General features: G+C 58.7%; 20 protein-coding genes. 10 read left to right on the top strand and 10 right to left on the bottom strand.

Features of this window, described 5'->3' with window-relative positions; translation table 11 throughout:
- Positions 1-67 precede the first annotated feature (67 nt).
- From GRI69_RS08760 to dapA, 9 genes are all read right to left on the bottom strand, one after another.
- Positions 68-445: a hypothetical protein gene (locus tag GRI69_RS08760; protein ID WP_160727907.1), complete on the bottom strand. Its 378-nt coding sequence runs from the start codon at positions 443-445 to the stop codon at positions 68-70.
- Between the two features lie 399 nt (positions 446-844).
- Positions 845-1471 (bottom strand): glutathione S-transferase family protein, encoded by a 627-nt coding sequence (locus tag GRI69_RS08755; protein ID WP_160727906.1) that lies wholly within the window; start codon positions 1469-1471, stop codon positions 845-847.
- Between the two features lie 210 nt (positions 1472-1681).
- The gene (recA, locus tag GRI69_RS08750) at positions 1682-2743 is read right to left on the bottom strand and encodes a recombinase RecA (protein WP_160727905.1); all 1062 of its coding nucleotides are present in this window, start codon (positions 2741-2743) and stop codon (positions 1682-1684) included.
- A gap of 110 nt (positions 2744-2853) precedes the next feature.
- Positions 2854-4521, bottom strand: coding sequence for a DUF4139 domain-containing protein (locus tag GRI69_RS08745; RefSeq protein ID WP_237453024.1), 1668 nt, complete (start codon positions 4519-4521; stop codon positions 2854-2856).
- A gap of 16 nt (positions 4522-4537) precedes the next feature.
- A complete protein-coding gene (locus GRI69_RS08740) occupies positions 4538-6037 on the bottom strand; it encodes a DUF4139 domain-containing protein (protein ID WP_160727903.1) in 1500 nt (499 codons plus the stop codon).
- Between the two features lie 42 nt (positions 6038-6079).
- Positions 6080-8554: a response regulator gene (locus GRI69_RS08735; protein WP_160727902.1), complete on the bottom strand. Its 2475-nt coding sequence runs from the start codon at positions 8552-8554 to the stop codon at positions 6080-6082.
- Positions 8551-9135, bottom strand: a complete 585-nt coding sequence (locus tag GRI69_RS08730; protein WP_160728166.1) for a DUF2062 domain-containing protein — start codon at positions 9133-9135, stop codon at positions 8551-8553. Before GRI69_RS08730 ends, GRI69_RS08735 begins: the two co-directional genes overlap by 4 nt.
- Before the next feature lie 127 nt (positions 9136-9262).
- Entirely contained in the window at positions 9263-9745 is a 483-nt protein-coding gene (gene smpB / locus GRI69_RS08725) for an SsrA-binding protein SmpB (protein ID WP_160727901.1), read from the bottom strand.
- A gap of 40 nt (positions 9746-9785) precedes the next feature.
- Complete coding sequence (gene dapA, locus GRI69_RS08720; RefSeq protein ID WP_160727900.1) at positions 9786-10667, bottom strand: 4-hydroxy-tetrahydrodipicolinate synthase; 882 nt, start codon at positions 10665-10667, stop codon at positions 9786-9788.
- Positions 10668-10804: 137 nt separating this feature from the next.
- Between dapA and GRI69_RS08715 the strand changes: the two genes are divergently transcribed.
- Genes GRI69_RS08715 through GRI69_RS08705 form a run of 3 tightly spaced genes read left to right on the top strand, consistent with a single transcriptional unit; the run spans position 10805 to position 13714 of the window.
- Positions 10805-12727, top strand: a complete 1923-nt coding sequence (locus GRI69_RS08715; protein ID WP_160728165.1) for a lytic transglycosylase domain-containing protein — start codon at positions 10805-10807, stop codon at positions 12725-12727.
- Between the two features lie 23 nt (positions 12728-12750).
- Positions 12751-13230, top strand: a complete 480-nt coding sequence (greB, locus tag GRI69_RS08710; RefSeq protein WP_160727899.1) for a transcription elongation factor GreB — start codon at positions 12751-12753, stop codon at positions 13228-13230.
- Positions 13223-13714, top strand: a complete 492-nt coding sequence (locus GRI69_RS08705) for an invasion associated locus B family protein (RefSeq protein WP_160727898.1) — start codon at positions 13223-13225, stop codon at positions 13712-13714. Before greB ends, GRI69_RS08705 begins: the two co-directional genes overlap by 8 nt.
- Positions 13715-13775: 61 nt before the next feature.
- Here GRI69_RS08705 and GRI69_RS08700 read toward each other — a convergent pair whose 3' ends face one another.
- Entirely contained in the window at positions 13776-14432 is a 657-nt protein-coding gene (locus GRI69_RS08700) for an outer membrane protein (protein ID WP_160727897.1), read from the bottom strand.
- Positions 14433-14728: 296 nt separating this feature from the next.
- On the opposite strand from GRI69_RS08700, the gene rlmN reads away from it, so the two are divergent.
- From rlmN to GRI69_RS08665, 7 genes are all read left to right on the top strand, one after another.
- Positions 14729-15979: a dual-specificity RNA methyltransferase RlmN gene (gene rlmN, locus GRI69_RS08695; protein ID WP_160727896.1), complete on the top strand. Its 1251-nt coding sequence runs from the start codon at positions 14729-14731 to the stop codon at positions 15977-15979.
- Positions 15976-16569: a methyltransferase domain-containing protein gene (locus tag GRI69_RS08690; protein WP_160727895.1), complete on the top strand. Its 594-nt coding sequence runs from the start codon at positions 15976-15978 to the stop codon at positions 16567-16569. Before rlmN ends, GRI69_RS08690 begins: the two co-directional genes overlap by 4 nt.
- The gene (locus tag GRI69_RS08685; protein ID WP_160727894.1) at positions 16566-17216 is read left to right on the top strand and encodes an MOSC domain-containing protein; all 651 of its coding nucleotides are present in this window, start codon (positions 16566-16568) and stop codon (positions 17214-17216) included. The genes GRI69_RS08690 and GRI69_RS08685 overlap by 4 nt, the downstream gene beginning before the upstream one ends.
- Before the next feature lie 127 nt (positions 17217-17343).
- The gene (locus GRI69_RS08680; protein ID WP_160727893.1) at positions 17344-17742 is read left to right on the top strand and encodes a glycine zipper 2TM domain-containing protein; all 399 of its coding nucleotides are present in this window, start codon (positions 17344-17346) and stop codon (positions 17740-17742) included.
- Positions 17743-17851: 109 nt separating this feature from the next.
- Entirely contained in the window at positions 17852-18622 is a 771-nt protein-coding gene (locus tag GRI69_RS08675) for an SDR family oxidoreductase (RefSeq protein WP_160727892.1), read from the top strand.
- Positions 18619-19290 carry a cytochrome b/b6 domain-containing protein gene (locus GRI69_RS08670; protein ID WP_160727891.1) on the top strand — a complete coding sequence of 224 codons (672 nt, stop codon included), beginning with the start codon at positions 18619-18621 and terminating at the stop codon, positions 19288-19290. Before GRI69_RS08675 ends, GRI69_RS08670 begins: the two co-directional genes overlap by 4 nt.
- Positions 19280-20017: a molybdopterin-dependent oxidoreductase gene (locus GRI69_RS08665; protein WP_160727890.1), complete on the top strand. Its 738-nt coding sequence runs from the start codon at positions 19280-19282 to the stop codon at positions 20015-20017. The genes GRI69_RS08670 and GRI69_RS08665 overlap by 11 nt, the downstream gene beginning before the upstream one ends.

The raw sequence follows: 20017 nt of genomic DNA, 5'->3' as shown, positions 1-20017 counted from the left end.
CGCAAGAAAACGGCCCGCCCGCACCGAAGCGCGGACGGGCCGAACAGATGGGTGTATGCCGAAAGGCTTACATGCCCTTCGCGACCACGCCCTGTTCTTCGAGACCCTTGCGGACGTCTTCGCCCACCTTGGCGTTATGCTCGGCGACGGTCATGACAACTTCGCCCTTCTTGTCGAGCAATACGGCTTCCCCCTCGCCCCCTACAGGTATCAGGCGGATATAGACCGGGTTCGGTGCGAGGTGGTTGGCGGCGCCATTGCTGCCGTCGACCACTGCCCCGATGCCGCCGCCGGCGATGATGTTACCGAAGGTCGATCCGCCCATGCGGCTCTGCACATAGACGTATTCGGGCTTGTAGCCTTCGAGTTTGAAGTCGACGCGAAGATCGTCACCACGGCGCAGTTCGTATGCGCAAGGCGTTGTGCAGGTCTGGCCCGAGCTCAATTCGACAACGGCGCCATCAGGATCTGAGTCGAAAGCGACGTCTTGGTTGACGCCGTTGAGAACAGTAGCACAACCGCCGAGCGAAAAGGCGGCACCCGCGAGCGCGAGCGCCTGTACAATTTTAAGTATTATACCCCCATTTGGATAATACGACCCCGCAGAATTGCGGAAGGCTCCTACTGCAAGAAAATTTTAGAGGCGCAAGTAATGCCGGAATTCTTTGGGTGAGTTTTCAAGAAAACGTCGAAATTGTGGCGCGCACGCCACAGCAATTATTGGTGAAAAGCTGTCGGGAACGAACACTAGCGCGTAACAGATTTCACTTTCAGCGGCGATCGTTGTCACTTGCGATCGGACCGTGCGGACATGCACGGTCCGATCGAATCAAACGTTTGATAGCTACCAACCGAAGTAGGGGCCGCCCCGCTCTCGGGCACGTTGCCAAGCCGGACGGGCGTGAATTTCCTCGACAAAGCGTGCAAGCTTTGGGGCCCTTTCACCATAGCCCTGCATGACCGCGATTTCCGCCGGGAAACTCATCATCACATCAGCGGCGCTCCAGCTTGATCCAACGAAATGCAAATCATCCGAAATTTTTTGCTCGGCAAAGGCGATATGCGCTTCCAGCTGCTCTTCCACCCGCGGCATTAGGGGAGCGGCAGCCTCCCCCAGTCGCCCCGCATAGATTTTCAGCATTACAGGCACGAAAAAGGAACTTTCCGCAAACTGCATCCATTCCAGATGGTCGATCCATCGATTGCTTTCGCGATCGGGCAACCAGACTTCGCCTCCATGACGCGCGCAGAGATATTCGATGATCGCACCGCTTTCCGCGATTAGCCGGCCATCCTCTTCGATCACTGGCGATTTGCCCAGCGGATGCGTTTGCTTGAGTTCTGCAGGGGCGAGATTCGTTTGCGCATCGCGCTGGTAGGCGACAATGTCGTAATCTGCGCCCAGTTCTTCCAGGAGCCAGAGAACCCGCTGCGATCTGCTGTTGTTGAGATGGTGGACGATAATTGTCATGCGGCTCTCCCTTGCTGTAACTACATCTAGAGACGGCTCGCCTCAAGCGCCACTAGCCCTATTCGAAGACCCAAAACGCGAAAAACCGGTGCAGCGCAAATTACGAGCGCACGCACCGGCTTTCCGTGTTTTCGGGAGCACCGGGGGACAGTCCGGCTGTACGGGCGACGGGGAATGAGGTCGCACGCGCTCCCGCTTGAAGAAATGAGATCAGTCTTCCGCGTCCGGCCCTGTCATCATCTCTTCGGCGACCTTGTCGGTTTTGCCGCGGATCGCAGCTTCCAACTGGGCGCACATTTCGGGATTTTCCTTGAGGAAGGTCTTCGCGTTTTCACGGCCTTGGCCAATTCGGACACTGTCATAGCTGAACCAACTACCGGACTTTTCGACTACACCAGCCTTCACACCCAGATCGAGAATTTCGCCGATCTTGGAGATACCTTCGCCATACATGATGTCGAATTCAACCTGCTTGAAGGGGGGTGCCACCTTGTTTTTGACCACCTTCACGCGGGTCGCGTTGCCGACCACTTCGTCACGATCCTTGATCTGACCGGTACGGCGAATGTCGAGACGAACCGAGGCATAGAACTTCAGGGCGTTGCCACCCGTCGTGGTTTCGGGGTTACCGTACATCACACCAATCTTCATGCGCAGCTGATTGATGAAGATCACCATGCACTTCGAGCGATTGATCGATCCGGTCAGCTTGCGCAATGATTGAGACATGAGACGTGCCTGAAGGCCGACATGGCTATCGCCCATCTCGCCCTCAATCTCGGCGCGCGGCACCAGTGCGGCGACCGAATCGACCACGAGGATGTCAACAGCATTCGACCGGACCAAAGTATCTGTAATCTCCAGCGCCTGCTCACCCGTATCGGGCTGCGATATGATCAGTTCATCGATATCGACGCCGAGTTTCTTCGCATAAACGGGATCGAGAGCGTGCTCCGCATCGACGAATGCCGCGGTGCCACCGGCCTTCTGCGCTTCTGCGATGCAGTGCAGTGCCAAGGTCGTTTTACCTGAGCTTTCCGGCCCGTAAATTTCGATAACGCGGCCCTTCGGCAGACCGCCGACGCCCAATGCAATATCGAGGCCCAGCGAACCGGTGGAAATCGCCTCCACCTGCATCGCTTCCTTCTGGCCCAGCTTCATGGCCGAACCCTTGCCGAATGCACGGTCAATTTGTGCAAGCGCGGCGTCGAGTGCCTTCTGGCGATCTCCAGTCATTTCATTATCCTTCACGATCTTCAGACTGGCGGCCATGACATCACCCCTTTCGCATTTCCAGAGCCAGAAGCGACTCTTCAACTGCCAAGGCATGTACCGTGTTTGTTCTATAAGAACAAGAGTAGAACATAATTTTTCCGAAATTGTTATTTCGGGTCGATCAAATACGCTTTCGGGCGCCGGATGAGCCAATCCCGTTCGAACCTTCCATTGGCAGGCACTTCTACGTGGACGACCAGTTTCCCATTCTTCACGTGGGGTACGAACCCGTGCGCTCGGACTTCCCATTCGTCCGGGTATCCGAAGTCCACCCGAACCTGCGCCGGGGTATCATTCGCATTCGCAAGGACCACCCGCACCTTGGTCCAGCGGGAGGCGTGCACTCCGGGAGGAGCGCTCTCTTGGTATCCGCAGACGGAGAAGACCTTTGCACTGCTCCCCAGCGGGAGCTCGATTTGCTGCCCGACGGGATAGTCGCGCAACTGAGTTTCCGCGACAAGCTGCGGCCCTGCAGAGGACATCTCGAAGGCATTGAGGATACCCAGGGGAAGTGAAACCCCAAGCCCGAACTCTCTTTTGTTCTCGGTAAAGAGCCTGATCTGAGCATACTCCAGATCGTTCTTTTCATCACTCCGCTCGAATCTCTCCATCGGATCGCACTCGGCGTCATAGAACCACCGTGTACTCACGTGGTCCCGTGACAGGAACGCGATCTGCTTCATACCATTGGAAGATACGGTAACCGGGCGCGGCACGCGGTAAAGCTTGAGATCGGCCAACTGCTCTTCCCGGGCCATTGCCTCCTCGGAAATGGCTGACACGGGCACGGGCGACTCCAGATTCTGGCGACTAACCCGGCGGCCAGTGACGACGATCACGTCTCCATTGAATCCTTCTAAAGGTGACGCCTCAGGCCGCGGCAAGCCATCGCCGTAAATTGGTGACCCACGAGCGGTACCTCCCAACGGATAGCAGGTCAGCCTAAGCCCCCTTGCCCTCGGTGCGGTCGCCAGTTCCTCGAAATAACTCTCGATCGAAATTTGGCCGGCCACCACCATTAATTCGGCATCGGGGAAAGATTGTCCGTTGTCGTTCAGGACCGTCAGCCAACTCATCAACTGCGTATCGAACGAACCGTCGCGATCTCCCTCGCCCAGATGCGCTACGTAATTTGCCTCCCAATCGAAGCCCCAGGACAGATAGGTCAAGACAACTTCAAACTTGCCACCCGTCTCACTGAATGTGTCGATATTGAATATCGGCCTCGCAGACAATTCGCGCGGCACCGAAGCGAAAGTCAATTTTTCCGAAAGGCCCGAGCAGCGTACCGCTTCGTAGCCATCCCGCGTCTGGAGAACGAGACCTCCATCGGCGCGCGTCCGGACTATAGCCGTCTCGCTTTCCGAGACCCCCGTACCCGGATTGAGGCGCGTAATCGTCACTCTGTTGCCGAGTGTGCGATCGACCAATGCGGCGGGTGACAAAAGATCTGCGTTCCGATTCTTTTCGATAGTTCCGCCTGGAAGACCGCTGACGATTGCACTAACCGCCACCATGCCCTCGGCGACCCCTTCGAACATAATGGTCGAGCGCCCTGGTGGCAGCGTTACCGTCCGCGTTTCGCTGATCATCGCATAGCCCTTCGGCATATCGCGATCCATCCGCTCTCCCACCGAGCGTTCCGGATCCCGGTAGACCGTAACAGCGTACTTGCTCGGTTCGGAAGCAAAGATACGGGAGCGCTCTTCCTGCCCCGCAAGCGGCTGGGTCACGGCAGCAAGGATGAGTCCAAGCAAGGATGAGACAAAGCGCACCTGACTGGCTCCGCGCTTAATATTTCGTTTCGTAGACTACCCGAACCACTCGCTCGTTCTCGGCAGGAACATTGACGATCCATTTCCGCGTCGCGGGATTTACCTCTGTGCCATCGACATCTTCGGAAACAATCCGATAATCGCGTGACCACCAACCGCGGTAGAGACCATCCTGATAAAATTCCACGTCGACCGGAACGGATTTGGCGTTGTAAAAGGTGTATCGCATCGTAGTGCGAAAATACCGAACCGCCCGTTCGGTCTCGGTTTCACGAACCACCTGGTTGTCCTCAATTACCCGATAGCGCGATGTTTTCTCCCATTCGACTTTGTCGATCTCTTCGCGCTTTTCGACTTCGGCTTGCACGTACACATCGAATGCATCTCCGGTCTGCAAGAAGAGATCGCTGCCCATTGGTGTGTGGCCAATGCGCGATTCGCCGATGAATTGGGGCGTGCCCTCCCGATCGCGCTGATAGAAACGAACGGTTCCCGCGGGTAGTGCATCGCCAAGTCCCCGAGAGCCGGAAGTGTTGAACGAAATCGCGCTGCGGACCGCGACAGGTTGCTCATCACGCACAAGCCAGTCGGCCCGACGCTCGTAGCGACGGCGAGCGGACACACCCTGAACGTCGAGGAAGCTCACCTGCTTTGTCTGCGCGTTGGCTACCGTAGTACGGCCTTTAATTGGATAGAGATAGAAGTCACCAAGGGATTCCCGATTGGCAGCTTCCGTACCAGTCGTTACCATTGCACGCGGCTGCGACCGGCGTCCGCTGCCTTCGGTGGGATTGCCGGCAACCAGCAACAGGTCCGCATCTTTGAAAGTGGTGCCCGTCTGGTTGGTCAGCGTCACCCAGCCCTGCATGTCCAAGGAATTGTCGGTTTCGTCGAAAAGTGCGACATAATCTGCCGCCCAACCGAGACCGCTGGTAAGATAGCGGATAGACGTCGGGCGCGTACCGGAGCGGATCGAATCGAGCGTAACAGAGAGGGTGGGACGGGAACGCAGGTTGTTGGGAACCCGATCGAAAATGGCGCGAACCGGCAAGCCATCGTCACGCAGGACCTCGATCCGGTCGCCGATCTTTACCACTACGCCGCCCGCCGTGGACAGAACCGTCGCCCTTTCGCGCGTTTCCACCCCTGTCGCCGGATTGGTCCGGACAAGAGTAATCGTCTGTCCGACAGCCTTTTCCATCAACTTTGTGGGAGTGAGGAGGTCGAAATCGAAATTCTGTTCGACGATCGCCGTGCCATCTGCAGCGAAGCTCAACGTCTCCGGCATGATCCGCGCAGAAACGTCGGGAAAGCTGATGGTGCTTTCTCCAGCCGGAATCGACAGCTGACGTATATCCTGCACGAGGCTTCGCTCGCCGTTGTAGATCGTGATCGAGACATCGCCTTGCGCTGTCGATTCCGGGTGTGCCAGTCCTTCGGCAGCGTTCTGCGGAAATGCAGGGCCAGCGGTTGCGATTGAAAACGCGCCGATGGCACCAAGTGTGCGGACCCTCATTCTCTTCTCCCTTTTCCGGCCAATGCGGGCTTGGCCGATTCTTCAGGCCTCCGACTTCGCCTGCTCTCCCAGAACCTCCGACACCTTTGCATTAATCTGCTGGACGCTGAATGGTTTAGGTATGAAATGCATGTTGTCGATGTCGATGTCGTTACGCAACTGCTCTTCCGCATATCCAGACATGAACAGAATAGGTATCTTGGGCTTCACCTTGCGGATCGCGCGTGCCATGGCAGGTCCATCCATTGCGGGCATGACGACATCCGACACGATTAGATCGAACTCCACGTCTCCATTGGCGATCTGGCCCAGGCCTTCTTCACCGTCGCGCGCCGTAGTCACAGCATATCCTGCCCGCGTCAGAGCCCGCTCGGCAACGGCGCGGACCATATCCTCGTCTTCCACCAGCAAGAGCTTGCCTCCGCCAGACCATTCGCTGGCCTTGACTTCCTCGCGTTCGTCGACCCTCTGGACCGAAGGCATCTCACCCTTGTGCACCGGGAGATACATCGTGAACCGAGCGCCGGCCGTCCTGCCGCTCGCATCGGTGACATTGTCGGCAAAGATGAAACCGTTGGATTGCTTCACGATCCCGTAGACCGTCGACAGGCCAAGGCCGGTACCTTTGCCCTGCTCCTTGGTCGTGAAGAAGGGTTCGAATATCTTATTAAGGTCTTCGCTCGGAATCCCGCCGCCAGTGTCTTGTACGATGAGGACAGTATAATCGTCGGCGGGCATGATATCGATGCCCATCTTGCGAACATCCCTTGCCGACACGCGGCGGGTCGCGAGCGTAAGACGCCCCTTCCAGTCCTGCTTACCTAGCTTTGCCGCGTGGCTCTGCATGGCATCGCGCGCATTCACCGCGAGATTAATGATGACCTGTTCGAGCTGCTGGGGATCGGCGCGGACCGGCCCCAGTTCGCGGTCGTGGCGCACCGCGAATTCGACCTTGTCGCCCATAAGGCGCTTCAACAGCTGGCTGACTTCGCTGACCACATCCGGCATTTGCAGCACAACCGGACGCAAGGTCTGTTGGCGGCTGAAAGCAAGAAGTTGACGGGTGAGCGAGGCTGCCCGGTTGGAATTCGCCTTGATCTGCTGGATATCGTCGTAATCGCTATCGCCTGGAGTATGGCGGAGCAGCATGAGATCGCAATAGCCGATGATGGCGGTCAGAACATTGTTGAAATCGTGCGCGACCCCGCCGGCCAGTTGGCCGACGGCCTGCATCTTCGTCGCCTGCGCAACTTGGCGCCGCAAGCGCTTCTCTTCGGTAGAGTCGCTGATGGAAAGCAAGACGGCAGCATCCCCCAACCCGCGAACACCCGCGAGGCCAATCGACACCGGCTCTTCCTTGTCGTTGGCGAGCCGCACCGCCATGTCTCCGCTCGCAGTGGCTCCCTTGGCGAACCGGCGCACAGTGTCAGCCATCGCGGCCTTGTCTTCGCGCACGACGAGATCGGACGGGAATTGGGGCAGCCCATTCGCTTCCCGCTCAACGGCACGCAGGAATGCCTTGTTGGCGAAGAGAAAGCGCCCGTCTCGATCCGTGAGCGCCAAGCCGAGCGGCAAGGCCGAAAGCAACGCTTCGAGCTGGGGAATCGCTGCCTTTCCGCTTGCTTGTGCGCCCCCGCCTATCCCTACGGCACTGTCAACGAGGACCATGAGCGCGGGAGCGGGCTCTCCTTCAGCCGCCGCCGCTGGGTCGAGAGGAATATGAACCAATGTCTGCGGCGAACCCTGCTGCCCTTCCCCTGCAAAGAATATTCGGTCCCGATCATCCGAACGCAGAAGTTGCACGAATTCCTGTCCGCTAAGAGTGGTATCTTTCGCCCCTGTAGCCCGCTCAGCCAGACCCGGTGTTGCGACCTGGACGATGCCATCGGGCGCCACGAGTGCCAATTCGATGCCTGAGCGAGAAATAACAGATCCGAAGGGTCCGGAAATGCGGTCAGCGACGCCATCATAGCTGCGCTGCTTCAGGATTTCCCCGAAGCGCCAGACCAGATAATCCTCGCCTCTCCCCACTCGCTCTATGGTCAGGCTGTAGGTGTTGCTTGCCGACGCCAACGAAAGGTCCTGGCATTCCGCATGACCTTCACGCCACGCTTGCCGCGACGCAGTGGCAATTCTGTCCAGCGCTTCTTCGCCGAATTGAATTTCGTGCGGCGCTAGGTCGGCGCCGAACCATTTTTCGTAAGTTGAATTCGCGCAGGTCAGCCTGTTGGCGCGGTCGACCACGGCAACACCGCGGCGCCGGTTCTGAATTGCCGCAGATGTAACGCTCCAGTCGGGGTGCGCAAACCCGTCACCGGGCTGATCTGGTTTGAAGCGAGGCCCCAATAGCAAAGCGAAAACCACAACCAGCAAAGTGCCGCCATAGGCCCCTGCCACAATCGCTGTGCCCGCTGCCAGCCAGACAAGCGCAACCGATGATACGAAAGCTACTACGATGCCAAGAATGAGCGGGAGGGGAGGCAAGCCCTCGAGATCGCGGTCTCCTTCCCAGCTCATTCGTCTTCCTCACCCAGTCGATCGTCGAGCTGGCTTTCCATTCGGGCCAATCTCTTTTCCCGTCTTCGTGCGATAATCACTCGCCAGACGAATCCGGCAGTAAGATAGCCAACTGCGGCGCTCACTACTGCCAGCACGAGGAAACCGAACGCAGTCACTCCGCCAACTTCCAGCCAGCCAGCCAAAGCGCCGCTGTTCTCGGCAAATCGTCCTGCACCGACCCCGACGGCGGCGTCGAGATTCAGTACGACACGACCCGTCCGATTCGCAAAATATAACCAGAAAGGCAGGGTGAATGGGTTGGTGACGAAAGTGACCAGCGCGGCAAGAGGAACATTCGCACGTGCAGGTAAAGCCATGAACGCAGCGAGGAAAATCTGTCCGATCGGTACGATAAAGGCAGCAAACAGCCCAAGCGCCACTCCTCTCGGCACGCTGCGACGGGTAAAGCGCCAAAGTTCTGGTGTGAGAAAGCGGTGAGAGATCGGCTTTAGAAATCGATTCTCCGCCATCTCTTCACGCGACGGCATGTGCTTGCGAAGCAAGTCCGCGAGGAAGGTCTTGGACCTGAAGCCCTTCACCGACACGACCCGGTGAAATAGTCGCACGGAACCGGGCGCAGGAGAAATTCGGATGGAAGGTGCGGCGAAGCAGGCATGATCATCGATGTGGTTAGCACAAACCCGATGCGAAAGGGGAGCGAGCTATTTATCCCTTTTCGCGCATTAATCGCGCCTTGTCGCGCTTCCAGTCGCGTTCCTTGATGGTCTGCCTTTTATCATGGGCCTGTTTGCCCTTGGCCAAAGCGAGTTCCACCTTTGCCCGTCCCGTCGAATTGAAATAGATCGACAAGGGCACGAGCGTCATTCCCTTGCGCTCTACCGCCCCGAAAAGCTTCTCGATCTCTCGCTCATGAAGCAGAAGTTTGCGCGGGCGTTTCGGCTCATGATTGAGGCGATTGCCGTGGGAATACTCCGGAATGTTGGCATTGACGAGCCACACCTGTCCGTCACGCACTTCGGCGTAGCTTTCCTTGATAGATGCTTGGCCAGCCCTTAGTGCCTTGACCTCGGTCCCGTGAAGAGCCAGCCCCGCCTCGAAAACCTCATCGACATGATAATCGAACCGCACGCGCCGATTGTCGGCGACGGTTTTCTGCTTATCGAATGTGGCGGGCTTGGGACGTGCCATAGGGTGCGCGCATCTAGGGTGTCTCGGACGCTATGCCAAGTCAAAGCAGACCGGCATGCTCCAGCGCCTCGTCGACTGCCTTGCGGCTGTCCTCGCTGGCGTTGCACAGCGGCAGGCGAACATCGCAAGAGAACCAGTCGTGGACGCGGCTGAGCGCGTATTTCACAGGCGCCGGACTCGCGTCGGAGAACATTGCGTAATGCAGCGGGAATAGCCGGTCGTTGAGCTCACGAGCCTTGACCAGTTCATTGGCAGCAATCGCCTCGTGGAATTCGGCGCACAAGGCAGGCGCGACATTTGCCGTCACCGAAATGCAGCCCGATCCACCCGCGGCCGAATGCGGGAGCCAAAGTTCGTCATTGCCTGAGAGCTGGCAGAATTCATGCCCTATCCCCATGCGATGGTCCGCGACCCGCGATAGGTCGCCGCTGGCGTCCTTTATGGCCACGATCCTCTTGGGATACTTGCGCACCAGTTCGACAACTGTTTCGTCCTCGATATCTGTCACAGTTCGCCCTGGGACATTATATAGAACGATGGGCAGATCGCTGTTCTCTGCGAGGAAACTGAAGTGTGCGATGAGACCTGTCTGACTCGGCCGGTTGTAATAGGGCGCAACGCACAACCCTGCTGCCGCACCTGCCTTTTTAGAAAACTGCATATGCAACAGGGCATTACGGGTATCGTTACTTCCGCAGCCGGCAATGACGGGCACGCGTCCTGCTGCCTGCTCGATGCAAACTTCTATCACGCGGTGATGTTCGGCATTCGATAGCGTGGAAGCCTCGCCCGTCGTGCCGCATGGCACCAGGGCCTTACTGCCGTTTTCTATTTGCCAGTCGACGAGCTTGCGGAAAGCAGCTTCGTCGAACGATCCGTCGCGAAAGGGAGTCGCCAGAGCCGGAATCGAGCCTGAGAACATTTACGTCTGTCCTGCGTTAGAGGTATGAAATGCGGGCAATTTAGGCACCCGCCGACACAATTCATTCACCGCCTGATAAGGAGGGGCCGGGCAGTATGTCCAGCATGGACCGGAAAACTTATTTGTCACTCGCACTTATGGCTGGCACCGCGCTGGCATTGCCTGTCGCCGCGCAAGCACAAACACCGACGAGCTGGCCGGATGGTGGCAATTCCATGGTCGCCCAGCAGCCGACGCGGATTTCTCAGGCAATCGGACAATGGGAATATCTCACGACGACGGATAATCTCGGCTTTGCGCAGTACGCCGGTTTCGTTACCAATTATCCGAATTTCCCGAAACAAGACCTGTTGCAGCGTCGCGCCGAAGCTGCGCTGGATCGCGATGCGGTAACCCCGCAGGCGCTGGTCCAGTTCTTCGACGCACACCCGCCGATCACCAATGGCGCCAAGGCGCGCTATGCACTCGCGCTCGCGGCGATGAATCGGCCTGAAGCGACCGCTCTCGCCCGAGAAGCATGGCGCGGTGGGACGATGAGCGGCCCTGCCGAAGCGTATATGCAGGGGCTTTTCTCTCAGAACCTCTCACCCGAAGATCACGATGCGCGAATGGATGCGCTTCTATGGCAGGGCAATCTCGAGGCGGCTACGCGTCAGATCGTCCGAGTTTCGCCTGCCTATCGATCGATGGCGCAGGCAAGGCTCGCACTTCTCCAAGGTAGCACCCCCAGCGCAGCCGGGCTTCCGGTACCCGACGGGGCGCTGAATGACAGCGGCTATGTATACAATCTCGTCAAGCATTATCGCGGCAGCGGACAACTACCGTCCGCGATCAATCTCCTTTCGACCCGCGCCGAATTCTCGTCGCCTGCCTTCGAAGCAGCAGATTTCGTTAGCGAGGCGCTGCGGGTAGCTCAGGGCGCCGACGCTCGAAGTGCCGTAAGCATCGCGTCGAGAGTGGACGATCTATTTGCGCCCGGGACGGACGTGTCGGATGGATCCTTCACATTGCGGGACAAGTATACCGACCTCATGTGGCTCGGGGGCACAAAGGCGCTCTGGTCGCTTGGTGACGGCGGTCGCGCCGCGCCGCTGTTCTATCGTTATGGAACGGGGGCGAAGACCCCCCTCACCCGCTCCAAGGGGTTTTACTGGGCTGGCCGCGCTGCGGCACGCGCAGGCGATCGCGCCGAAGCTCAGAGATACTGGACAATGGCGGCGGATTATCCCGATTACTACTATGGCCAGCTCGCTCTGAGCGAGCTCGGTAAACCCTTGCCTACCTTCGATCCTGTCCTGACAACCGGGATTGATGGCAATACTCGCGAAGCCTTTCAGGCCGAACCCTTGACGCTCGCCCTGCGGGATATGGCGCGCAACCGGCGCGACTGGCGCACTGAACGCGCCTTCTTCGAAGCCATTGCCGAAAATGCCGATACGCCCACCGAAATGGCTCTTGTCGCGGAGTTGGCGCGGGAGACCGGGCTCGACGAAATGGCAGTTGTCGCTGGAATGGTGGCTGGAGAAACCGGAGTGATCGGCTTCGAGCGCGTCGGCTTTCCGACCGTACCCACTCATGCGGGCGCTAACTGGACGATGGTTCACGCAATCGCCCGCCAGGAAAGCGAATTCGACCGTACGCGTGTCAGCCATGCCGGCGCTCGCGGGATGATGCAGTTGATGCCGGGGACGGCGCGCGAAGAAGCGGGCAAGATCGGCGTACAGTATATGTCTGCCAATCTGACCGAAAGTCCGAGCTACAACATCCGTCTCGGCGATGCACACTTCGCAAGGCTCATGGATCGGTATAACGGCGCCTATCCGCTGGCGATTGCCGCCTATAACGCTGGCCCGGGCCGCGTGAACGAATGGCTGCGCCTGAATGGCGATCCGCGCACCGGCGCGGTCGACTGGGTGACCTGGATTGAGCAAATTCCGTCCAATTTCGAGACCCGCTACTACGTGATGCGCGTCATCGGAAACGCCGTTTCGTATGCAAATATGAACCCGGACAAGTCGTCGGCTGCCCAGAAGAACATACGGCATTACCTTCCAAGCTGACATGCGCTAGGAGCTTGCCCGTTATGGAGGGCAAGACCAATCCGATTACGCCTGCAGGCTATACAGCGTTGAAAGCGCGCTACGATCACCTACTCGGCACCGAGCGGCCGGAAATCGTGGAAATAGTGAGTTGGGCTGCCGGAAATGGTGATCGAAGCGAGAATGGCGACTACCTTTACGGTCGCAAACGCATGCGAGAGATCGACCGCGAACTTGGCCATCTGGCCCGAAGGATGAAGGCCGCGCGAGTTCTCGCACCGCATGACCAACCAGACAAAGACCGGGTTTTCTTTGGCGCAACTGTGACCGTTGCGGACCAGGATGATGTCCACCGCGAAATAACGCTGGTCGGTGACGATGAGCAGGACGCAAGCAACGGGCGCATCGGCTGGTCCAGCCCGCTTGCGCGCGCGCTAAGAGGTGCCACTGTTGGCGATCTTCGCACCGTCCGCTTGCCAGCAGGGGACAAGGAATGGGAAGTGCTGGCGATCGAATATGCATAAGTTTGCAGCTGTCGGTTTCGCCATCGTCGCGATAGTAGCGGGTCCGCTCAGCGCGAAGGACAGCTTGGGCGTGTTCTCCAAGTGGGCTGCTTTTCGCGATGCATCGGTTCCGCGCTGTTATGCCATCTCGGAAGCAGAAGAGACCCAGCGACAGAGCGATTTCGAGCCCTATGCGACGATCGGTACCTGGCCGGCCAGGCGAATCCGTAGCCAGACCCACTTTCGTTTATCACGGGCGTTACGGCAAAATTCGCGCGTTTCCCTCAGAGTCGGCCGAGCCAATTTTGTGCTGGTTCCGGGTAAAGCGGATGCATGGGCGAGCGACTCCGCGATGGACAGAGCAATTGTGACCGCCATGCGCAACGCCCAAACCATGACGGTATCCGCGACCGACGCACGCGGTCGCCGTTTCTCCGATCGATACCAGCTGGTTGGAGCAGCGTCGGCCATCGATGCCGCCACTCTCGCCTGCATGCGACGCTGAGATGTAAAAGGCCGGGAGCGAACTCGCTCCCGGCCTTCTTTAGAAAAGCTGATATCGGCGCTTAGAAGCGCATGCCGAAGCCAGCCATTACCTGATGACGGTCGAGGTCGATCTCGCCGAGGTCTACGTCAGGAGCATCACCTTCGTAGTCGATTTCGGCGTCCGAATAGTTCGAATAGCGATATTCGACCTTGGCAAAGGTGTTTCCGCTCAGAGCATATTCCACGCCCGCGCCCAGACGATAGCCGTCGGTATCGATATCGGAGCGGAATTCGGTGTCACCACCCACCGAACGAATGTCATAGGTTGCGTTGGTATAACCGCCCTTGGCATACACCAAGAGGTCGTCATTCGCCTTCACACCGACCCGAGCACCCGCGTAAAGGTCACGACCTGCGGAGACGTTTCCGATGCCGAAAGCTTCCACGTCGCCGTTATTATAGTCGACCTCTGCGGTCGAACCGGCGTATTCACCTTCGACACCGATCACGACACCGCCTGCGTCATAATCGTAGCCGACGCCGACGCCATAGCTAACGCCTTCGATGGACTCGTCGTTCTCAGCTTCGATGTCTTCACTGCTTCCTGCTTGACTGACGTCGTAGCCAGCGAGCGCTTCGACGCGGAAGCCATCGAAGTTGCTGCTGTCTTGTGCCATCGCGGGCGTAGCAACGGCGAGCATTGAACCTGCGACGAGAAGGGCTGAAGTGGTTTTCATTTTTTAAACTCCATTCTTATTGTCCGCGGTCATGAATTTCGACCGCGTGGACCATGAGAACGGCAAGAAACCCGCGCGGTTTCATGAACGCTGCACAACAGCAAATCGTGATTTTTTAGCCACATAAACTGCGACGAACGGCTGTTTTTCATCGACAAATGGTGCGCTGCACAAAATGTCGACGAACGGAACCGCGTTCTCGACGAAAAGCTGGAACCCGACCGGGTTTGGAGAATTGCTTTGCGCCCCGCACGGACTTTCCTTTTTAGTTGATTGCACCTATAGGCGGGCTTCCCATGGCAGATACCAGTTTGATGAGCATTCCCGGGCAGATCGACCCGGTTCCTGTCGCGCGTGATATAACGCCGCGCGACGATGGCCGGATTGACCTGATCGGTTTACCCAAAGAACGTATTCGCGAACTTTTCGCTGAAGCCGGGCTGGATGCAAAGCAGGCCAAATTGCGTGCCAAGCAGGTCTTTCACTGGCTTTACCATCGCGGCGTGACCGAATTCGAGGCGATGACCGATATCGCCAAGACCATGCGCCCGTGGTTGACGGAACGCTTCGTGATTGGCCGGCCCGAAGTCGTCGAAGCGCAGCATTCGACCGACGGAACCCGCAAATGGTTGTTGAAGACAGCCGACGGGCACGAATTCGAAATGGTCTTCATCCCCGACGCGGATCGAGGGACGCTTTGCGTATCGAGCCAAGTAGGCTGCACGCTGAATTGCCGCTTCTGCCACACGGGCACGATGAAGCTCGTGCGCAACCTCACTCCGGGCGAAATCGTCGGCCAGGTCATGCTGGCTCGGGATGCCTTGGGTGAATGGCCCAAAGGATCCATGGCGGGACTGGAAGAGTTGGAAGACAGCGCGGAATATACTTCCGATGGCCGACTGCTCACGAACATCGTGATGATGGGCATGGGCGAACCGCTTTACAATTTCGACAACGTCAAGGGCGCGTTGAAACTGGTCATGGACGGGGACGGTCTTGCCCTGTCCAAGCGACGCATTACGCTGTCGACCAGCGGCGTCGTCCCCATGATGGATCGCTGCGGCGAGGAAATCGGCGTGAACCTTGCGGTGTCATTGCACGCGGTGACAAAGGAAATCCGCGACGAAATCGTACCGCTAAACAAAAAATACGGCATCGAAGAATTGCTGGCGGCCTGCGCGGCCTATCCCGGTTCCAGCAATGCCCGGCGCATTACCTTCGAATACGTTATGCTCAGGGACAAGAACGACACCGACGAGCATGCCCGCGAACTGGTTCGCCTGATCAAACGGTACAAACTGCCTGCCAAAGTCAACCTGATCCCGTTCAACCCATGGCCCGGAGCAGGCTATGAATGCTCGACGCCCGAGCGGGTGAAGCGCTTCTCCGATATTGTTTTCGAGGGCGGAATTTCCGCGCCTGTGCGCACGCCGCGCGGCCGCGACATCGACGCGGCTTGCGGGCAGCTCAAGACGGCGGCCGAAAAGAAGAGTCGGGCCCAGCTCGATCGCGAAGCGGCCGAGGCAGTCGAGGTCGCTTCCGCGTGAGCGCCGACGCGGCGACGATCGCTTATTACGAAGCGAACGCACCGCACTATACATTGAGCTTCCGCCAAGCGCCCAGCCGCCATCTGGACGCATTTCTCGACCGTTTGAAACCCGGCGCCCACATCCTGGAGCTGGGATGCGGCGGGGGACGGGATTCGGCGCGAATTATCAAACGCGGCTTCCTGCTGGACGCGACCGACGCGGTTCCCGGCATGGTACGCAAGGCCAATGAGCGCTTCGGCGTGGGCGCGCGGGTCATGCGTTTCGACGAACTGCGAGCCGAGGAAGAATATGATGCAGTCTGGGCGCACGCCTGTCTGCTTCATGTCGCCCGCCACGATCTACGCGAAGTGCTCGGTGCCATTCGGCGTGCCCTCAAGCCCGGCGGCCTGCATTTCGCCAATTTCAAACTCGGCGATGGCGAGGGTCGCTGCCTGCTTGGGCGACTGCACAATTTTCCCGATCCAGAATGGATCGAGAGCGCCTATCGCAGCGCTGCTTTCGAATTGCTCGACACCCACATTTACCGGGGTGAAGGCGCCGACGGAACGGTGCGCGACTGGATCGCACTGACGGTAGCGCGATCATGACCGAGAGTGCGATCGTTCATGCTTTATGCGTAGGCCAACCAGCTCCTTTGGCCGACGGCAAGATCAGCTCGATAGATAAGCAGATCGTGGACGGACCAGTGAGGATCGGCAGGATGGGTCTCGAGGGTGATACCCAGTCGGACAGGAAACATCACGGCGGCGAGCATATGGCGGTTCATCTCTATGCCGCCGATCACTATCCTTGCTGGCGCAGTGAGATTCCGGATGTGGAGCGTCTGTCTTCTCCTGGCGCCTTCGGTGAAAATCTCCACGCAGAAGGGCTCACCGAGGCACAGGTATTTATCGGTGACCGATTTCGCCTTGGCGCATCCCTGCTCGAACTGAGCATGGGCCGCCAGCCCTGCAGCACGCTCGAAAGGCATTTCCGCCGCAAAGACATGGTGCGCCGGATAATCGCCAATCACCGCTGCGGCTGGTATTTCCGCGTACTCGAGGAGGGACGAGTAAAGGCTGGAGATCGCATAGAATTGGTCGAAAGAGTCCAGACGCGCTGGAACGTGGAGGACGCATTCGTCCTGCTTTTCGATCCGAAGCGTGATTCCACGCTATCGGACATGCGCGATCTGCTCTCGATCTCACAACTAGGGCCACAGTGGCAGGCAAAGCTTGCGGCGAAATTGCGCTGATCGGCTCGGCTCATCCAATTTTTCCGCACAATTTATCGCTAATTTCGAGTTAATCGCGTCCGTTCATCGGCGGTTGTATTCCGCCGCGCAATCACGTCGCCAGAGACCTGATAAAAGGGGACGTAGAATGAAAAAATTCGCAATCGCATTTGGCGCCGCAACTTTGGCACTGACCGGTATTGGCACCGCAGCACCGGCAGCAGCCGATCCGCCGTCCTGGGCGCCGGCCCATGGAAAGCGTGCCAAGGACCGGGCACACCGTTACCGCACGTATGACGACCGCGGCTATTACGTGCAACCGCGCCGCATCTCCCGCAACAGCCACATGTGGCGGGGCCGTGACGGACGTTATTACTGCAAGCGCGACAATGGCACTACCGGCCTCGTGATAGGCGCTGGCGTCGGTGCCTTGGCCGGCCATGAACTCGCCGGTCGCGGCGACCGTACGCTTGGAGCAATCCTCGGCGGCGCGGTCGGTGCAGTCGTGGGCCGCGAGATCGACCGCGGCAGCCTTAGCTGCCGCTAAGGCGGAAAATTAAAGCACGCTATTTTCGGCGTCGTCACCCAGCGGTGGCGGCGCCGAATTCATTTGGGCAGCTTCCTTTCGGCAAATGCGCTGTTATGGTTCATCCTGCATGACGCAGGACAGACCTTCGGTACTCGTAACGGGCGGAGCCAAGCGGATCGGCGAAGCTATCTCCCGAACTTTCGGCGAGGCAGGATGGCATGTCGTCATCCACTACAATTCTTCCGGCACCGCAGCCGAAGCACTGGCCGAAAAGCTTCCCAGCGCCGAGGTATTCGAGGCCGACCTCTCCGATACCGCAGCAGGCATAACCATGATCGAAAGGCTTGCTGGAAAACTCGCGGATTGGCGAGGCTTGGTGAATTGCGCATCGATATTCGATCCCGATGACGTCCTCGCGCTGGATCGCCAAACGAACGAACGGGCCATGCAGGTCAATGCCCGCAGCCCCGCAGCCATGGCTCAAACCTATCTCGCGCACGCAAGGTCCAAGGCCGGGCGCAGGGTTATCCAGATAACCGACCAGAAGCTGGCCAATCCGAACCCCGACTTCTTCAGCTACACGATGAGCAAGTATGCTCTCGATGTCACTACTGCCATGCTTTCCATGGGGGCGGCTGGACCGGACGACCGTGTGTACAGCCTCGCCCCGGGTGCTATCCTTGCCAGCCACGACCAGAGCGATGAAGAGGCGGAAATTTCGCACAGAATGAACCTGCTGGGTCGCCGCACTCCCGCCACGGAAGTGGCGGAAGCGGCGTTGTTTCTGGCGCAAGGACATCTGGCCAGCGGACAGACGCTCTATGTCGATAGCGGGCAACACCTGCTTCGCCAGCAGCGCGATGTCATCTATCTCGCGAGGGAAGCAACTCCGACATGAAACGGCACAAGCTTTCGACCCGGCTCTGGCACTGGATCAACCTCGCTTGCGTTGTCGTGCTGTTCATGTCGGGACTGACGATTTCAAACGCACATCCCCGCCTTTACTGGGGGGACTGGGGGTTCGCGCCCGAACAGGCTTGGCTGATGGTGCCGCGCTTTCCCGACTGGATGACGATCCCGGGCTATTACAGCTTGGCCGTGGCTCGCGACTGGCATATCCTCATGGCTTGGCCCTTTGCGATCGGCCTGCTTTTCATGTGGATTGCCATGCTGGTTAACCGCCATTTCAAGCGAGACATCGCCACAGCACGGCAGGAATGGAAGCCCGCCGCGATAGCCGGCGACATCAAGGCGCATCTCAGGCTTGATTTCGACCACGGTCAGGGAAAATACAATTTCCTCCAGAAACTCGCCTATGGGCTGGTGCTGGGCGTATTCCTCCCGATGATGGTGTTCACCGGCATTGCCATCAGCCCCGGGATGGAGCCGACCTTCGGCTGGCTCGTCGAAATTCTTGGGGGAAGGCAGTCGGCGCGCAGCCTGCATTTCATCTTCGCATTCGCGACATTGGGTTTCTTTATCGTGCACGTCTTGCTGGTGCTACTTGCCGGTCCGTTCGGTCAGATCCGCGACATGATTACCGGAGGACGAAGTTATGAAGCGTAGGGGATTCCTCGCCGTTCTCGGTGCCGCCTTCGTCGCCGGCTGCAATAAGGTGGCCGAAACGAACGCGGGATCGAAACTGCTCGGTGCCGCCGAGAAGTGGCACGAAGGCGCCCATCGGTTCCTGACCGACCGCAAGGCGCTGGCCCCCGAATACCCGCGTAGCGCAATCTCGTCCTATTTTCGCGGTAACGGCTCGGTCGATCCGCAGAACGGCGATTACCCGCAGCAGGCCGCCGACAATTTCGACAACTGGCGGCTCGAGGTGCGGGGCCTGGTCGACAATCCGATGAGTCTCAGTCTCGACAACATCCGCCGCCTCCCCCAGCGCACGCAGGTAACTCGCCACGACTGCGTGGAAGGGTGGAGCGCGATCGGCGAGTGGACCGGGCCGCAACTCTCGGTCCTGCTCGATGCAGCAAAACTGAGGCCGGAAGCGAGGTTCGTCGTCTTCCGCTGCGCAGACAACCTCAATGGTGCGGACTATTACGAGAGCGTCGACCTGATCGATGCCTATCACCCCCAGACCATCGTCGCCCACCGGCTCAACGGCGAGCCCATTCCCGTCCGCAACGGCGCCCCACTACGGATGCGGATCGAGCGGCAGCTTGGGTACAAACACGCCAAATATCTCACCGCAATCGAGGCGGTCGCGAGCCTTGATGATATCGGCGAAGGAAACGGCGGCTATTGGGAAGACCGCGGCTATCAGTGGTACGCGGGGATCTGA

The organism is Qipengyuania vulgaris, from assembly GCF_009827325.1.
GTDB lineage: Bacteria > Pseudomonadota > Alphaproteobacteria > Sphingomonadales > Sphingomonadaceae > Qipengyuania > Qipengyuania vulgaris.
This window is presented reverse-complemented; position numbering and strand designations above follow the sequence as displayed.

Excerpts from the sequence above, each read along its gene's own strand:
- GRI69_RS08755 (WP_160727906.1), bottom strand. The coding sequence starts at position 1,471 with ATGACAATTATCGTCCACCATCTCAACAACAGCAGATCGCAGCGGGTT.
- recA (WP_160727905.1), bottom strand. The coding sequence starts at position 2,743 with ATGGCCGCCAGTCTGAAGATCGTGAAGGATAATGAAATGACTGGAGAT.
- GRI69_RS08740 (WP_160727903.1), bottom strand. The coding sequence starts at position 6,037 with ATGAGGGTCCGCACACTTGGTGCCATCGGCGCGTTTTCAATCGCAACC.
- GRI69_RS08735 (WP_160727902.1), bottom strand. The coding sequence starts at position 8,554 with ATGAGCTGGGAAGGAGACCGCGATCTCGAGGGCTTGCCTCCCCTCCCG.
- smpB (WP_160727901.1), bottom strand. The coding sequence starts at position 9,745 with ATGGCACGTCCCAAGCCCGCCACATTCGATAAGCAGAAAACCGTCGCC.
- dapA (WP_160727900.1), bottom strand. The coding sequence starts at position 10,667 with ATGTTCTCAGGCTCGATTCCGGCTCTGGCGACTCCCTTTCGCGACGGA.
- GRI69_RS08715 (WP_160728165.1), top strand. The coding sequence starts at position 10,805 with ATGGCTGGCACCGCGCTGGCATTGCCTGTCGCCGCGCAAGCACAAACA.
- greB (WP_160727899.1), top strand. The coding sequence starts at position 12,751 with ATGGAGGGCAAGACCAATCCGATTACGCCTGCAGGCTATACAGCGTTG.
- GRI69_RS08705 (WP_160727898.1), top strand. The coding sequence starts at position 13,223 with ATGCATAAGTTTGCAGCTGTCGGTTTCGCCATCGTCGCGATAGTAGCG.
- GRI69_RS08700 (WP_160727897.1), bottom strand. The coding sequence starts at position 14,432 with ATGAAAACCACTTCAGCCCTTCTCGTCGCAGGTTCAATGCTCGCCGTT.
- rlmN (WP_160727896.1), top strand. The coding sequence starts at position 14,729 with ATGGCAGATACCAGTTTGATGAGCATTCCCGGGCAGATCGACCCGGTT.
- GRI69_RS08685 (WP_160727894.1), top strand. The coding sequence starts at position 16,566 with ATGACCGAGAGTGCGATCGTTCATGCTTTATGCGTAGGCCAACCAGCT.
- GRI69_RS08680 (WP_160727893.1), top strand. The coding sequence starts at position 17,344 with ATGAAAAAATTCGCAATCGCATTTGGCGCCGCAACTTTGGCACTGACC.
- GRI69_RS08675 (WP_160727892.1), top strand. The coding sequence starts at position 17,852 with ATGACGCAGGACAGACCTTCGGTACTCGTAACGGGCGGAGCCAAGCGG.
- GRI69_RS08670 (WP_160727891.1), top strand. The coding sequence starts at position 18,619 with ATGAAACGGCACAAGCTTTCGACCCGGCTCTGGCACTGGATCAACCTC.
- GRI69_RS08665 (WP_160727890.1), top strand. The coding sequence starts at position 19,280 with ATGAAGCGTAGGGGATTCCTCGCCGTTCTCGGTGCCGCCTTCGTCGCC.